The sequence below is a fragment of the Helicobacter muridarum genome (assembly GCF_000765805.2).
Classification (GTDB): domain Bacteria; phylum Campylobacterota; class Campylobacteria; order Campylobacterales; family Helicobacteraceae; genus Helicobacter_A; species Helicobacter_A muridarum.
In genome coordinates, this window is sequence record NZ_JRPD02000004.1 from 41,313 (window position 1) to 55,710 (window position 14,398).

Below are 14,398 nucleotides of genomic sequence, written 5' to 3' on the forward strand. Positions count from 1 at the left end.
AGTTTAATGCCCAAGGAAGTCATTTATGTATGCCTATTGCTTACCATTTGTTGTTATTCCAAATGCATTAAGATATTTTTTTCATCATAATGGTATTTTAGAAAAAAATTCAAATAATTTTAAAATATCTGATACCAGCATTCATGCAAAATTTAACTCTGCTGTTGATTATATGCATGTGAATTGTAAGCGCATTGCCAACATAAACAAAATCAGGACACATTTAACAAATATAAAATCTACATATACAAAATATATTATAAAACCACAAAATATTATTATATTTATAGGTGGATTTTGTGATACTTTTCACCATGCCATCTTTGATATATTCTGCTCTTTTGCAAAATATCCATATGATATTAGCTTAGATAATAAGCACAATATTCCACTTTCTGCATGTGTAATGTATATAACATTTGATTGCTATTCTTTTTTAGAATCATTTATCCCTAAAGCACTAAACTATAATTTGAAGATTTTTATTATTTCTCATAGTTGGGGTGCAAAAAATATCTTACGATTGTGTTTACGCAATAACTTCAAAATAGAAATTTTGATTACACTTGATTGCGTTGGGCACTTCAACATTACGCATAGACCAAGCAATATTAGATTCTGGGAAAATATATTTATTGGTGATTATTTTAGTTCATACCATAGAAGCAATATTGCAGCATTAATTGGCGGAGCGCAAGGAAGCATTACATTTGCAGATAGCAATATATCAATTCCTTATCCATATCATCATGCGAGCACAGTTCAAATGCTAGAAAAATCTAAGTCAATTAAGAATATTCCACGTGAAGTATTAAGATTAAAGGTTTAATGGAAGAATGTATAATTGCACATTAAAATTATCGTTAGGAGATAATATGTCCCATAAGCATACCTCTAGCATTCATAAATATACACAAGGCTACACCGCAAAGTCAGATTTCTATACAAGCATAACGCAGGCTACGCAAGTAGAGCGTAAATTAATATATAATCCACAATCAGACGAGGCAGTCAATGAGAGAAGAATCTTTGGCGGGAATCCTACTGCTATATTTGAGCTAAATAAAATTAAATACCAATGGGCATATAATACTTGGAGAATCATGCTAGCTAACACTTGGTTTCCAGAAGAAGTAAATATGAGCCAAGACAAACGCGATTATGAATTAAACCTTAGTGTGCAAGAGAAGCAAGGATATGATAGGGCTTTAGCGCAACTAATCTTTATGGATTCATTACAAACAAATAATCTAATTGATAATATAAATCCATATATTACAAGCCCAGAGATTAACCTAGTGCTAGTAAGACAAGCCTATGAAGAATCTCTTCATGCTCAAAGCTATGCTGTTATGGTTGATTCTATATCTGTCAATACTGATGAAATATATAATATGTGGCGCAATGATAAACGACTAAAAAATAAAAATGACTATATAGCAAATGTATATATGGACTTGGCAAAATCTCCAACTGAAACAAATCTTTTAAAAGCAATGTATGCTAATCAAATATTAGAGGGAATATATTTTTATAGCGGATTTAGCTTTTTCTATACATTAGCAAGGAGTGGACGCATGCTAAATAGTGCTCAAATGATTCGCTTCATTCAAAGAGATGAAGTAACACACTTGAGCATATTTCAAAATATGATTAAGACATTGCAAAATGAAAGGGAGGATTTATTTACGTCACAACTAGAAGAAGAAGTCATAGAGATGTTCCGTAAAGCTGTTGACATGGAATCTAGCTGGGGAGAATACATTACTCAAGGAAAAATACTAGGACTTACACCACAAATTATCCGAGACTATATTGAATATTTGGCTGATAAGAGGCTAAGTGCTGTTGGGCTTCCAAAGATTTATAAGAAAAATAATCCCATCAAATGGGTAGACGACTACGCGCAATTTAACGACCAAAGAACTAATTTTTTTGAGGCAAAAGTAACCAATTATTCAAAAGGGAGATTAATTTTCGATGATTTTTAGGACTTTTTATAGTATACAGTTGCAAACCAAGGGGATATGGCAAGAAAATCTAGATAGATTAGAATCTAGAATTCTTAAGTGTGTAGACAATTCCTTTATACTTGCAAGCGAAATGTTTTTAACAGGGTTTGCTTATCAGCAAATGGATAAGGCTAACGACTTTAGCAATCTAGCTACTAAGAAATTAAAAGAATTAAGCACCAATAAAACCATAGCAATCACCATGATGCAAAAGAGCGGCGAGCAATACATAAATCTATGTAAGGTTTTTCATAAAGGTAAAATCATTCATACCCAACCAAAAGTTAAATTATTTGCACTAGGAGAGGAGCATTTATATTTTAAACCAGGTAAGATAGAGGATATTAAAATTTTTCAAATTGACAATATTCCATGTGCGGTTTTAAATTGCTTTGAAATCCGCTTTATTGAATTATGGCAGAGAGTTAGAGGTGCAAAAGTAGTATTTGTGCCTGCTGCTTGGGGTAAAACTAGGAAGGTGCATTTTCAAACTTTAACTCGTGCTCTAGCCATTGCTAATCAATGTTTTGTCATTGCTAGCTCTTGTGCTGGAGAAGAATATGCTAAAGGCAGTTGTATCATTACTCCATACGGCACAGTATATAAAAACGATTCTAAAGATATTATTAGTGCATCAATAAATCTATCTGAAGCAGACAAAATGCGATCCCACATAGATACCGGAGTATCTAATGCAGCCACATAGCTATCATATCATAAAGCTATTAAAGGGATTACCGCAGCACATTGATTCTACAATCATAGACGCCATAGCAAAAACAAATCGTGAGCTATTTGTGAATTCTACGATGAAAGATTATGCTTTTGAGAATCATGCTTTGCCAATGAATGATGGGCAATGGATTAGCTCACCTAGCACAGTTGCTAAGATGAGCTCATACTTGCTTGGTTATGATATATCTGATTTATCATCACAAAAACCAGATAATGTCCTAGAAATTGGGCTTGGTAGTGGGTATCAAGCTGTTGTACTATCACATCTATTTCGTAGAGTTTTTAGCATTGAACGTATTGAATCTTTGCTTTTTGAAGCAAGGAGTCGAATTGCTAGCTTACAAATACAAAATATTACTACCATGTATGCAGATGGCATGAAGGGCTGGATTGATCATTCGCCCTATGATAGAATATTACTATCGGCTTGTGCTAGTGAAATTCCTACATCTCTTATTGATCAACTAAGCAATAATGCCATCTTAGTAGCCCCCATTTATCATGATAATAAGCAAGTCATCATGAGACTGATTAAAAAAAATGGAATGATTGTTAAGCAAGAGATCCTAGAACAATGCCAATTTGTGCCAATACAAGATGGTATAGTAAAAGGTGGAGGAAAATAACTTAATATAATCAGATTACAAACAATTTACAATGAATTTTATTGCTTTTTGGATTTTTGCTTAAATAATACAATAATTCAATGCAATATTTATAAAACAACATATAAGTTAAGTTCAATATATAAAATTGTAAATCCCTATTTAAGTATTGCGGTCCCAATTCCTTTTTGAGTAAAAAATTCCAATAATAAACAATGATGTATCCTACCATTTAAGATATGCACACGAGAAACTCCATTTTGCACAGCCTTTATACAATTCCTAATCTTTGGAATCATACCTCCTCTTATGCTACCATCTAATATTAATTCTTCTGCTTTGGAAACTATAAGCTCTGATATGAGAGAATCTTTATTGGTGTAATCCTTATATACTCCATCAATGTCGCTTATAAACACCAACTTTTCAACTTGCATAGCTTCAGCTACCGCACATGCAACATCATCAGCATTAATATTATAACTCTGCGACTTATAGTTTATATTACCTATTCCAATTGGAGATATTACAGGTATAAAATCATGCTGCAAAATGGAATCTATTAGCAAAGAATCAACCTTGACAATCTCACCAACAAATCCCAACTTATCACTCTTAGAACGCACCTGTAACATATTACCATCTTTACCGCTTAAGCCACACGAACGTATGCCAAATTCGCTTAATATTCCTACAATCTCTTTTCCAATCTTATTTAGAACCATTTCAACTATTTCCATAGTAGGTTCATCAGTAACTCTTAATCCATCTTGGAACTTACGCTCAATACCAGCTATTTCTAACCATCTATCAATCTCCTTTCCACCACCATGCACAATAATAGGTTTAAATCCTATAGACTTAAGTAATGCTATATCTCTTATTAAACTTCTTTTTAATTCATCATTATCCATAGCACTACCGCCATATTTAATAACAATAACCTTACCACGAAAAAGCTGAATATAAGGCAACGCTTCAATTAAAATCATTGCCTTTTCCTGCCACAATTTCATATCCATTATTATTTCCTTTTTCAAATTACTAAAGCATTAAAGTCCAAAGATTCTATGAGTTACTTAATTTTTGCTATAATAGTCTGATTTATACTAGACTACACTTTAAGGATTTCCATGAAAAATATAGAGATAAGAAGCTCAATGATAGCAAAAAAAATAAGACATTTTAGAATAAATATTGTTACTTTGCTATGCATTACCATTCTTTTCTATCCAATACTAAATGCAAAAAGTGTATATGAACAAGAAAATAAAAAAGTAATTACAAATAGCGATATTTTTGGAGATTGGAATATACGTCTAATAGATGTAAATGGCATATTAATATATCCTCCAATGGAATCTGAATCTTCTAGGATTCAAATCAATAACAATCAAATTGTTGGTGTATCTGGTTGTAATAATTTCATGGTAGGATATACAAGGCAAGGACCAAGACAAATCTCTATTGGACATGGAGCTGCAACAAAGAAAATGTGTGCTCCGGAAGTAATGAATTTTGAAGATATATTTCTGCAAAACTTTACTGGACTATTTAACATTGAACATGCTCATAATGGAATATATCTTGTAAGAAATGGCGTTAAGGTATATCTTATTCGCTAACATAATTTATATTACTATATGATTATGGTTAATAAAATATATTGCGCTACTCAGAATGGCTTAAAGGCTAGTGTAATTGAGGTTGAGTCTACATTTACGCGAGGCTTACCAGCTTTTAATATAATAGGCTTAGCTTCAAGCTCAATTAAAGAGTCTCAATATAGAGTTTCTAGCGCATTAACGAATTTAGGCATAGAATTCCCTCCATTAAAGCTGACAATTAGTCTATCTCCATCTGATATTCCAAAAACTGGAAGTCAATTTGACCTACCAGTAGCCCTATTGATTGCAGCTAGCAAAGAGGCCTTAGTACTTGATAAATGGTTTGCATTTGGTGAAATAGGATTAGATGGGCATATTAGGAACCTCCCATTAATTTACCCCATGCTTCTAGATATAGCACTACAATTTCCTAATTCTAAAGTTTTATTACCAAAAGAAGGTAGAGACTTATTTATTAAGATACCAAACCTCAAGATGAGTTTTGCTGAAAACATTAATGAGGCTATGGACATCTTGCGTGATATACAAGAAGATAAGCATGAAGAAGCACAAAACGACTTTGATTTTAAATTCTTTAAAATTGGGGAAGAAAAATTTTATTATAATGACGAATTCCCATTTGATTTTAATGAAGTTAAGGAGCAAGAATACGCGATATATGTAGCACTTATTAGCGTATGTGGATTCCATAACATTCTTTTTGAAGGAAGTCCGGGTTGTGGCAAGAGCATGATTGCAAAACGTATGCAATATATTTTACCGCCACTAACACTAAAAGAAATGATTGAAAGTGTCAAGTTACAAGCACTCAATCAACAAACATTAGAGTATCAACCAAAGAGGAGCTTTCGCTCTCCTCATCAAAGTGCGTCCAAATCTAGTATACTAGGTAGCGCGTCTAACACAAATGTGCATCCAGGAGAAATTGCATTAGCGCATAATGGTATGATATTCTTTGATGAACTGCCATATTTCAAAAAGGATATTTTAGAAGCATTAAGAGAGCCATTAGAGAATAATCAATTGTCGGTTTCTAGAGTTCATTCAAAGATTATCTATGATACTTCTTTCTTATTTGCTGCTGCAATGAATCCATGCCCTTGTGGAAATTTATTTTCAACAACTAAAGAATGTAGATGTAAAGATTCGGATATTAAGAACTATCGTAATCATTTAAGTGAGCCATTTTTAGATAGGATCGACCTATATGTTCAAATGCAAGAAATAGAATCAGCAAAACAAAATTCAAAGCGTTATTCTATAATTTTAGATTCCAAAAATATGCAAGAAATAGTCTTTAAAGTCTTCAAAAGACAAGTACAAAGAGGTCAAAGAGATATTCAAGGAAATATTATATTTAATGGCAAATTATCCGAATCTGATATAGAAAAATTTTGCGTACTTGATGATTCTTGTAGAACACTTTTGGAACAAGCAAAAAATCGTTTTGGACTTAGTTATAGAGGTGAACAAAAAGTAAGGAAAGTTGCTAGAACATTGGCAGATATTAAAGATAGCGAATCTATACTAAGAGAGCATATTTTAGAAGCTTTGAGTTATCGCAGAGTTTAAAAGATCTTTGGTTTACACATTAAATATATAAGATTTACTTTATATTAACACTCTTTGTAAATAAAGCAAATCAAACATAGATATTAATTAACTAGAATAAAATATTCAGTTAAAAATGAATATAAAAAATAATAAAAAAACTATGAGAAGAATCCCCTATATATGATATAGAGGAAAAGTAGAAGTGAAAATTTTATTGATATAGACTAATCTCTGCTTGTAAGTCCAAGAATTTGCAACAAGGCAGTAAATACATTTAAAACATCTAAATATAGGGCTATTGCAGCCATTATAGGATTATCATAACGACCCCTAACTATATTCTGAGTATCATATGCTATATAAAGGCTAAATACAATTACCACAACACTAGCAATTGCAAATTGTAACATTGGACTCTTGAAAAAGAACATATTAAGAAGAGCAAATACAAAAATAACTAAAGCTGAATAAAATAAAGCTTTACCCATATTTCCTAAATCTCGAGTAGTTTTTAATGCAAATATGCTCATAATACCAAATATGATTGTAGTCATAGCTAAAGCTTGAGCCACTATAGCGGGATTTCTAGACATTACAAACGCTAAAAGCGGAACAAGTGCCAAACCACTAATAAATGAAAATAATGCAAACACGGCAATATTTAGACCGGGTTTATTCTGCACAAAACCTAAAGAGAATATAAGAGCAATTTCTATAATGAATATAGCAACCTTATATTCTGCAACCAAAGCAGGATTTTGAAGTCCAACTAAAGCTCCTATTGTAGCTAGTAGCAAGCTACCTGCAAAAAACTTATAAGTAGTCTTAACGAAGTTAACTAAAGCAGTATCACCAGTATACTCATATGAACTTTCAACAAATCCTTTATTATTTTGAGTATAATTCCTATCATAAATTCCCATATTTTCTCCTAAATTTCAGATGAAAGTTGTTTGAAGTATAGTAAAATTTTGTTAATGTAATTTAACGTCAATTTACATATTACTAAATAATACGTCTAAAATAACAAAATCCATAATATTTATTAATTTATTAATTAACATCATAATCTATTTGTAATTTTAGCTACAATTTCTTTCATATTTTTTATCAAATTATTCTCAAGGTGTCGAAATGAGTGGGGTTATATTGGACGTAAATTCAATTAGCAAGTCCTATAACAGAATTTTAGCTTTGAGTAAAGTCGGATTTGAGCTTAACAAAGGTGATATATTTGGACTATTAGGTAGAAATGGCGGTGGGAAGACCACATTAATAAAAATATTAACATCTATGATTTCAGACTATTCAGGCGACATTACTTTTTTGAATCACAATTTGCGAGATAAAAACTGTTTAATATTATTCAAATCGCAAATAGCATATTTACCAGATAAAGAGTTTTTGTATGGTAATATGAGTGCTCTAGAATGTGCAAATTTCTTTCAAGATTTCTTTCAAGATTTTTCTAAAGATAAGGCACTAGAAATATTTGATAGGCTAGAAATCTCACCATCAAAAAAGATTAATACAATGTCAAAGGGACAAGCAGAAAAGGTTGGCATAGCTCTAATACTAGCACGACATGTTGCCCTTTACATATTAGATGAGCCTTTAGCTGGCGCAGATATAATAAGCCGAGATGAGATATTTTTTATGATAAAAGAATATTGTTCAGATAATGCTGCAATCATTGCAACACATTTAATCTCAAATGTAGAACCAATTATTAATAAAGCAATGTTTTTGAATAAAAAGGTAATGGCATATGGAAGTAAAAACAAGTTATTAGAGGGTTTTTCTAGTTTGGAAGATAGTTTTAGATACTATGCAGGAAACCATCAAATAAAGCCTCAAATACAAGCACAAGATACAGTGTAGATATAAAATCACAAAATCCAATAAGCTATAATTACCACATTTTTGTAAAATTATAATAATGCTAGTAATGAGCAATATTTGATTTAAAACTAGATTCTACAGATACAAACCAAAAGGACGAGTATGAAAAGCAAAGATACAAACTCTCTTTATAATGGCTTTATCACTACAATAAAGATATGTAAACATGAATTTCTTTTGTCAAGGTCACTTGTAATTATAACCATCATAAGCACAGCATTAAATATTTTGCTAATATTGCTTAATAACACACCAATTAAAGAGCAAGAAACTCTAATAGGAATAATCATCTTGCTACAATTTTTCACTCTCGGGACATTTGTTGTTGCATATTATTTCAGTTCTGCAATTAGCTTTTATCATGGATTATTTGGGAGAAATGCATATCTCACTCATTCCTTACCTGTTTCGTTGAATGTAATTTTAATATCAAAAATTTCTATCTTTATGTTATGGGCTTGTGTAGGTTGTATTGAATTATTGCTATTCCTTGCATGCATTGATAAGATTTTCTACGATAAATTACTTACAAATTGGATTATATCAATATCATATGCCAAAGCAACAAGCCAATATAGCAACATGGGTGAATTTTTCAGCTATTTATCTCTGTATTATTTCTTGCTAGCACTTTCAGAACTTACACTTATATTTATGGTAGCAGCAATTGTCCATAGGATAAAATCCTATACAATGATATATGGTATCATTGTATTTTTTATTATTCAAGCAATTGCATTTTCTTTTATTGGTGCGGTAACCGAAATTACAAGCAATATAAAACAAATTGCAATTGAATGCGTAATGCTAATGACTCTTTCTTTAATATATTACTTTATTTGTCAATGGATTATAAAAAATAAGCTCTCCTTATAAACATAAGCTTTGTATTTATGCAATTTTAATAGAATCTATTATTAAATACTTTTTATTCAACAACAAAAAAGGCATAGTTGTGAAAATCACACTAGATACTTTTATTATTTCCGATACTCATTTTGGCCATAAGGCTGTTTTAAGAAAAGAAGCAAGTCGTATTACTGCTCTTAACTCTACTTGCTTTACAAACTTCGATGACTTTAGCATTAGTTGCTGGAACGAGACTGTAAAGCAAGATGATTCTATATTGCATTTGGGTGATTTATTCTTTGGAAATGGAAATGAGCTATTATCACGATTATCTGGTAAAAAGATGCTAATTCTAGGTAATAATGATATTGGAAAATGTGAAAGTTTAAAAGATTGGAAAATAATAAAAAGCATTAAATTCAAACTAAAAGATAAAAAAGAATATAAAAAGGCAATGAAGAAAAAATGGGGTAGCGCGCTAGATAATCCATATGCTACTGGCTTAATCATTGATATAAATAATGTAAGAGTAATGTTTAGCCACTTTCCTGTTGGAGAACGCAAAAGAAATGATAAATACTGGGCTGCTAGAGATATAATTGATTATGCTTATCATCTTACGGAATCTGAAATTAACATTCATGGGCATATTCACTCCCGTGATAGCAAACAAAAATATTGCTTTAATGCAAGTACAGAAAGACTATTATTTAGACCAAAAAAACTTAGAGATATATTGTTTGAATGGACAAGTAGCCAAATCTATTAGCTTTTATGATATTAAATACCTATACTTTATCGTTAATCAATCTTGCTTGTTACGATACAATCGTCATAATTGTCAATATTAATAGACACAAGCATCAAATAGAGATTGAGTTTATCCTAACGAGTTGCAATGAGTCTTACATAAGTAATGCTTATTCCTAACCATCATATATAGAAACTCCTAGCTACTCTAAAAATACTACTACTTTCTGTTGGAAATTGCTTCCATTGGATTAATATGCTTATCGCCTTGTATAATCTCAAGATTAAGCCTATCGCTAACTCTACCTATAACATATCCCTGTTTGACCACAAATCCTTTTTTTAGTGTTGGAGCTGTATTGTCAAGCATAGAATATATAGTATGTAACGAATTAGCATGTTCAACAATGACTACTTTCTTTAATCCGGGGACTTCTTGCACATGCAAAATCTTACCATCCATTATATTATATACTTGAGAATCTTCTCCATTAGGTTTTAAGACAACGCCATTATTAAATATTTTAATCTTATACACAGGATCTAAATAATCTCCAAAAGACTGTTCTAGAATATATGACTTAAGAGGCGAGAGCATTTTTTTACCCGTATACTTTATTGTGCTAACAGGTTGATATATACTATCTACCCTACTTAGCTCAAAATTATCAATAGCGGCATTAGCCTCTTGTGTGCTGATTTTTGCCTGATAATCACTTTCTATAACCTTACTTTGTACTTCAAGAAATTTTTGTGCTTGTTTGGAATCTTTTTGTGCAATTCTTTCCGCTTCAGCCTTTACTTTTTTTTCCGCTTCAGCCTTTTCTATTTGAGCCTTTCTTCGTTGCTCTTCTTCCTTTTTCTTTCGTTCAAGTTCCAATCTTGCTTGTCTTTCTCTCTCTGCCTTTGCTTTTTTTTCTGCTTCAGCTCTTTTTCTCTGCTCTTCTTGAGTATTCTTTTTTTGGATATTTAAATTAACTAATATTTTACCTAGTTCGTTTTTTTGAGATGCTAGATCTGTTAATCGCTTATTATATACTTTAACTTGACTTTGCATCTGCTCTACTTGACCTTTTTGCCTTGTAATCATATTTTGCAAATCTTGATATTTATTCTCCTCATTTGTTATGATTTTTGTTACTTCTTTAATACTATTATTTATATCTGATATTTGCTTTACTGTGAGTAATTGTTGCCTTTGCAATGTGTCTAATTTTTTTACGGTATCTTTCTTTAATATATCAAATGCATGCTTAGTCATCATATCATCAAGGCTCCAAACCTCTTCATTATCTAACACGCGAGAATATGTCATATAACGTAAAATAATTTGTGCTAGTTCTTCTTGAGAAGAATTCATATCTTTGCTTAATTTTGAAAGGCGATTTTTCAAAGATTGAAGTTTTGCTTCCTGAGATTTGTTTTGATCTTTATTGTTTTGAATGCTCCTTGTTAGATTTTGTATTTGAGAATCTAATTTTTTAATTTCCTGTTTAGCCTTGGCAATATTCTGTCCCAATGTGCTTAATTTTTGATTGGCAAGCTCTGCTTGTTTATCAATATCTTTCTGTCTTGTTTGGGTGCTCTTTATATCTTTATTAATTTTACTAATATCATTTGCATTATAAAATAAGATTCCATACAATAAGCTAAGCCCTATAACCAAGACATTGCGATATATCATGAACGAACCTTTGAAATTATAACAAACACTACACAGAAGAAAGATGATGCTAATCCTATTGAAAAAAGCTTAACAAAATCAAATGGAATTTGAAAAATATTCAGATTTAATCCCATAGATTCTAAAATATCATTAGTAGCTTGCATACTAGCTATATAAAACGTGAGCAATGCTATAAAAAAACTTGAAATTAGAGAATCAATTACAGCAAGTTTAAAGAGGCTCCTATTCCTAGTCCATACGCTTGCACCTAAGAAATCCATAATTTCCATTTTTTCTTTGCTTATATGTCTCCAAATCTCAATTTGCTTTAGCATAAGCATAAAACTAACAAACCCAAGCACTACCGAGAATGTAACCACACTAAACTTTATAAAGCTTAACAATATATAATTCTCTGAATGTTGATTGGAGAATGTATCAACAGCTATTATGTCTTGATTTTTTTTGAGCACAGCACTAATTGCATTAAGTCTATCTATACTAGGAAAATATTCTAGGCTAAGGCTATAAAAATATGGCAACTGCTTACTCAAATCCAACAAAGCACTATCCTTGATGTCTTTAGTCAACTTTGCTAGAGAATCTTTTGGATCTAATGGAGATAGATTCTTTGCTTCGGGTATCTTTGCTTGTATAGATTCAAAAGTGATTGGCTTATTTGATGTTATTCCAATAGCATATTTCTGCGTAATGAATTGCTCTTGCTTTGCAACAGTGCGCTCCAATATTAATAAACATTGTAGGCTAAAAAGCATAGTTAAGAGAGGAACAAGTAGTGAAAAATGTTGCTTAAGCATATTCATTAACCGCTCCTTCTTTAATCTCTATTCTTCGATATCGTATATTTAGATGTTTTGGAATCCTATGTGTTACAACCACAATGGTGATATTTAGCTGCTCATTGGAAGATTTAAGTAATCCCCAAATCATATCACTTGAATAATCATCAAGATTTCCGGTTGGTTCATCGCATAAAATAAGCCTTGGTCTATGAGATATGGCTCTAGCTAAGGCTACTCTTTGCTGTTCGCCACCACTTAATTCTAATGGATATTTATTTGCTTTATGCAAAAGACTAATATGAGACAATAGTCTTTGGACTTGCATCTTTATTTCTTCCCTTGAAAATTTATTAATAATCATTGGTAAGGCAATATTTTTCTCAACATTCCACTCCTTGATAAGCTTATAATCTTGAAATACTATACCAATTCTCCTACGCAACAAAGTTAGTCTATGTTTACTAATTTTGCGCATATTACAACGTAAAACATTAAGATCTCCAGACTGCACTTCAAGATTTCCATAAAGTGACCTTAGAAGTGTGCTTTTACCACTGCCACTAGCACCAGATATAAAGATAAAATCCTTAGGATAAATAGAAAAATTCGCATTTTTTATGACTAAACCTGTACGTTTATAACCTAAGCATAATTGCTTTGCTTGAATAATTGTTTCCATGAATTATCCTTTTAATTCTTATCATATAAACAACTTGTTAATTCTGATTTTTGGGCTAAAATGCTATCTAAGAATTTATGAGCTAAACGATGAGATTGGATATTAAGTGGATGTTTTAGATATCTTATCTTATGATCTTCCATAATTAAATATGTGTTAAATGGCATATAAAAGCTGCCAAAAGTAATTTGAGCTAAAGAAAGTTTAGAATTCAATTTTGATTCATACAAATTTCCAATACTAATAAAAAAGTCTTTCTCAATCCATTTTTTATTACAAAATAACTTTAAATCACATAATCTATATGGAAATTCGAAATACCCAACATCATCTTTACTTTTAATCTCAAGAGTTTGCTTAAATATATTTACATCATAAATATTCTTTTGCATTGCATTCCATTTTCGCTCATATTTACTTATCACATTAGTCTTTTTATTCTTATATATCTCAATATGAATACAATTCATCTCAAAACATTCTTTAATACAGTCCTGAAAATACTCAAAGTCATCAGTGCGAATATTCAGATTGCCGCTATCTTTCAAGATTCTAAGGCTATGCTCTAAAAATTCCCTACTAAATACTCTCCTATGTTTAGCTTTGTTCCAAGGAACTGGGAAATGTAAAAATATTTTTTCTACAAAATCAGATTGGATAACTTGGATTCCTAATCTAGCGTCAATATTGCATATATATAAATTGTTTATATTATAAAGATTAATAGAATTAATAACTTGCCTAATAGAAGGCGGATGAATCTCAAATCCTATTATTGTTTTATTTAAATTATTCTTAGCTAACTCTAAAATATGCCTACCGCTCCCAAATCCAATCTCAATAAGGTCTGGTTTCAATTCGCCTAATTTTGCTATATCAAGTAAAAATCCATTCTGAAAACCTAGCTTGTGCTTTTTTTTTGTAAAGTTCAGATTATGGGCTAATACATTCAAATCCGTAGATATGAACTGCAACAATTCTTTCATCTTTGCTATATCTGCAATACGTGCAATTTTATCAATTTTGTAAATATAACTATCTGCTCTCTGAATATGCCTAATAAATATCATTTCATTATTATAAATAACAGGCAGTATTGCTAAATTAGGAAAGGATTCATTATATATATAGTCTAAAATTTGAAAATCCCCATGCTTGGTATTAGTTTGCAAAAATTTATTTAAGCTAATAAAGTGTGGCATACAATACTTCTTC

Annotated in this window: 15 protein-coding genes; 9 read left to right on the plus strand and 6 right to left on the minus strand. The window is 31.0% G+C overall.

The window, feature by feature from the left end; all coding sequences use genetic code 11:
• Positions 1-25 precede the first annotated feature (25 nt).
• The 4 genes from LS73_RS02865 to LS73_RS02880 are packed head-to-tail and all read left to right on the plus strand — an operon-like array spanning position 26 to position 3,373.
• Positions 26-829 carry a hypothetical protein gene (locus LS73_RS02865; protein WP_052089584.1) on the plus strand — a complete coding sequence of 268 codons (804 nt, stop codon included), beginning with the start codon at positions 26-28 and terminating at the stop codon, positions 827-829.
• Between the two features lie 46 nt (positions 830-875).
• Positions 876-1,991: a ribonucleotide-diphosphate reductase subunit beta gene (locus LS73_RS02870; protein WP_081955548.1), complete on the plus strand. Its 1,116-nt coding sequence runs from the start codon at positions 876-878 to the stop codon at positions 1,989-1,991.
• Positions 1,981-2,718 (plus strand): carbon-nitrogen hydrolase family protein, encoded by a 738-nt coding sequence (locus LS73_RS02875; protein ID WP_034557843.1) that lies wholly within the window; start codon positions 1,981-1,983, stop codon positions 2,716-2,718. Before LS73_RS02870 ends, LS73_RS02875 begins: the two co-directional genes overlap by 11 nt.
• On the plus strand, positions 2,705-3,373 hold the full coding sequence (locus LS73_RS02880; protein WP_034557842.1) for a protein-L-isoaspartate(D-aspartate) O-methyltransferase: 669 nt from the start codon (positions 2,705-2,707) through the stop codon (positions 3,371-3,373). The genes LS73_RS02875 and LS73_RS02880 overlap by 14 nt, the downstream gene beginning before the upstream one ends.
• A 137-nt stretch (positions 3,374-3,510) precedes the next feature.
• Here the strand turns inward: LS73_RS02880 and argB are convergent, their stop codons facing one another.
• Positions 3,511-4,368 (minus strand): acetylglutamate kinase, encoded by an 858-nt coding sequence (argB, locus tag LS73_RS02885; RefSeq protein ID WP_233708795.1) that lies wholly within the window; start codon positions 4,366-4,368, stop codon positions 3,511-3,513.
• Between the two features lie 117 nt (positions 4,369-4,485).
• Between argB and LS73_RS02890 the strand changes: the two genes are divergently transcribed.
• A complete protein-coding gene (locus LS73_RS02890) occupies positions 4,486-4,977 on the plus strand; it encodes an META domain-containing protein (RefSeq protein WP_052089583.1) in 492 nt (163 codons plus the stop codon).
• A gap of 24 nt (positions 4,978-5,001) precedes the next feature.
• Positions 5,002-6,552: a YifB family Mg chelatase-like AAA ATPase gene (locus LS73_RS02895; RefSeq protein WP_034558147.1), complete on the plus strand. Its 1,551-nt coding sequence runs from the start codon at positions 5,002-5,004 to the stop codon at positions 6,550-6,552.
• A 206-nt stretch (positions 6,553-6,758) separates the two neighbouring features.
• Here the strand turns inward: LS73_RS02895 and LS73_RS02900 are convergent, their stop codons facing one another.
• Positions 6,759-7,457 carry a Bax inhibitor-1/YccA family protein gene (locus LS73_RS02900; protein WP_034557840.1) on the minus strand — a complete coding sequence of 233 codons (699 nt, stop codon included), beginning with the start codon at positions 7,455-7,457 and terminating at the stop codon, positions 6,759-6,761.
• 211 nt (positions 7,458-7,668) lie between these two features.
• Here LS73_RS02900 and LS73_RS02905 point away from each other — a divergent pair, with 211 nt between their 5' ends.
• From LS73_RS02905 to LS73_RS02915, 3 genes are all read left to right on the plus strand, one after another.
• Positions 7,669-8,415 carry an ATP-binding cassette domain-containing protein gene (locus tag LS73_RS02905; RefSeq protein WP_034557839.1) on the plus strand — a complete coding sequence of 249 codons (747 nt, stop codon included), beginning with the start codon at positions 7,669-7,671 and terminating at the stop codon, positions 8,413-8,415.
• 123 nt (positions 8,416-8,538) lie between these two features.
• Positions 8,539-9,312 carry a hypothetical protein gene (locus LS73_RS02910; RefSeq protein ID WP_034557837.1) on the plus strand — a complete coding sequence of 258 codons (774 nt, stop codon included), beginning with the start codon at positions 8,539-8,541 and terminating at the stop codon, positions 9,310-9,312.
• Between the two features lie 79 nt (positions 9,313-9,391).
• Entirely contained in the window at positions 9,392-10,054 is a 663-nt protein-coding gene (locus tag LS73_RS02915) for a metallophosphoesterase family protein (protein WP_034557835.1), read from the plus strand.
• A 201-nt stretch (positions 10,055-10,255) separates the two neighbouring features.
• On the opposite strand, the gene LS73_RS02920 is transcribed toward LS73_RS02915, so the two are convergent.
• The 4 genes from LS73_RS02920 to trmB are packed head-to-tail and all read right to left on the minus strand — an operon-like array spanning position 10,256 to position 14,385.
• Positions 10,256-11,719 carry a murein hydrolase activator EnvC family protein gene (locus tag LS73_RS02920; RefSeq protein ID WP_034557834.1) on the minus strand — a complete coding sequence of 488 codons (1,464 nt, stop codon included), beginning with the start codon at positions 11,717-11,719 and terminating at the stop codon, positions 10,256-10,258.
• Positions 11,716-12,525: an FtsX-like permease family protein gene (locus LS73_RS02925; protein WP_034557832.1), complete on the minus strand. Its 810-nt coding sequence runs from the start codon at positions 12,523-12,525 to the stop codon at positions 11,716-11,718. Before LS73_RS02925 ends, LS73_RS02920 begins: the two co-directional genes overlap by 4 nt.
• The gene (locus LS73_RS02930; RefSeq protein ID WP_034557831.1) at positions 12,512-13,183 is read right to left on the minus strand and encodes a cell division ATP-binding protein FtsE; all 672 of its coding nucleotides are present in this window, start codon (positions 13,181-13,183) and stop codon (positions 12,512-12,514) included. The genes LS73_RS02925 and LS73_RS02930 overlap by 14 nt, the downstream gene beginning before the upstream one ends.
• A gap of 11 nt (positions 13,184-13,194) precedes the next feature.
• Positions 13,195-14,385 (minus strand): tRNA (guanosine(46)-N7)-methyltransferase TrmB, encoded by a 1,191-nt coding sequence (gene trmB, locus LS73_RS02935; protein ID WP_052089582.1) that lies wholly within the window; start codon positions 14,383-14,385, stop codon positions 13,195-13,197.
• Between the last annotated feature and the right edge of the window lie 13 nt (positions 14,386-14,398).

What these genes read in the sequence shown, in the direction of transcription:
- LS73_RS02865 (WP_052089584.1), top strand. Translation starts at nt 26, where the DNA reads ATGTATGCCTATTGCTTACCATTTGTTGTTATTCCAAATGCATTAAGA.
- LS73_RS02870 (WP_081955548.1), top strand. Translation starts at nt 876, where the DNA reads ATGTCCCATAAGCATACCTCTAGCATTCATAAATATACACAAGGCTAC.
- LS73_RS02875 (WP_034557843.1), top strand. Translation starts at nt 1,981, where the DNA reads ATGATTTTTAGGACTTTTTATAGTATACAGTTGCAAACCAAGGGGATA.
- LS73_RS02880 (WP_034557842.1), top strand. Translation starts at nt 2,705, where the DNA reads ATGCAGCCACATAGCTATCATATCATAAAGCTATTAAAGGGATTACCG.
- argB (WP_233708795.1), bottom strand. Translation starts at nt 4,368, where the DNA reads ATGAAATTGTGGCAGGAAAAGGCAATGATTTTAATTGAAGCGTTGCCT.
- LS73_RS02890 (WP_052089583.1), top strand. Translation starts at nt 4,486, where the DNA reads ATGAAAAATATAGAGATAAGAAGCTCAATGATAGCAAAAAAAATAAGA.
- LS73_RS02895 (WP_034558147.1), top strand. Translation starts at nt 5,002, where the DNA reads ATGGTTAATAAAATATATTGCGCTACTCAGAATGGCTTAAAGGCTAGT.
- LS73_RS02900 (WP_034557840.1), bottom strand. Translation starts at nt 7,457, where the DNA reads ATGGGAATTTATGATAGGAATTATACTCAAAATAATAAAGGATTTGTT.
- LS73_RS02905 (WP_034557839.1), top strand. Translation starts at nt 7,669, where the DNA reads ATGAGTGGGGTTATATTGGACGTAAATTCAATTAGCAAGTCCTATAAC.
- LS73_RS02910 (WP_034557837.1), top strand. Translation starts at nt 8,539, where the DNA reads ATGAAAAGCAAAGATACAAACTCTCTTTATAATGGCTTTATCACTACA.
- LS73_RS02920 (WP_034557834.1), bottom strand. Translation starts at nt 11,719, where the DNA reads ATGATATATCGCAATGTCTTGGTTATAGGGCTTAGCTTATTGTATGGA.
- LS73_RS02925 (WP_034557832.1), bottom strand. Translation starts at nt 12,525, where the DNA reads ATGAATATGCTTAAGCAACATTTTTCACTACTTGTTCCTCTCTTAACT.
- LS73_RS02930 (WP_034557831.1), bottom strand. Translation starts at nt 13,183, where the DNA reads ATGGAAACAATTATTCAAGCAAAGCAATTATGCTTAGGTTATAAACGT.
- trmB (WP_052089582.1), bottom strand. Translation starts at nt 14,385, where the DNA reads ATGCCACACTTTATTAGCTTAAATAAATTTTTGCAAACTAATACCAAG.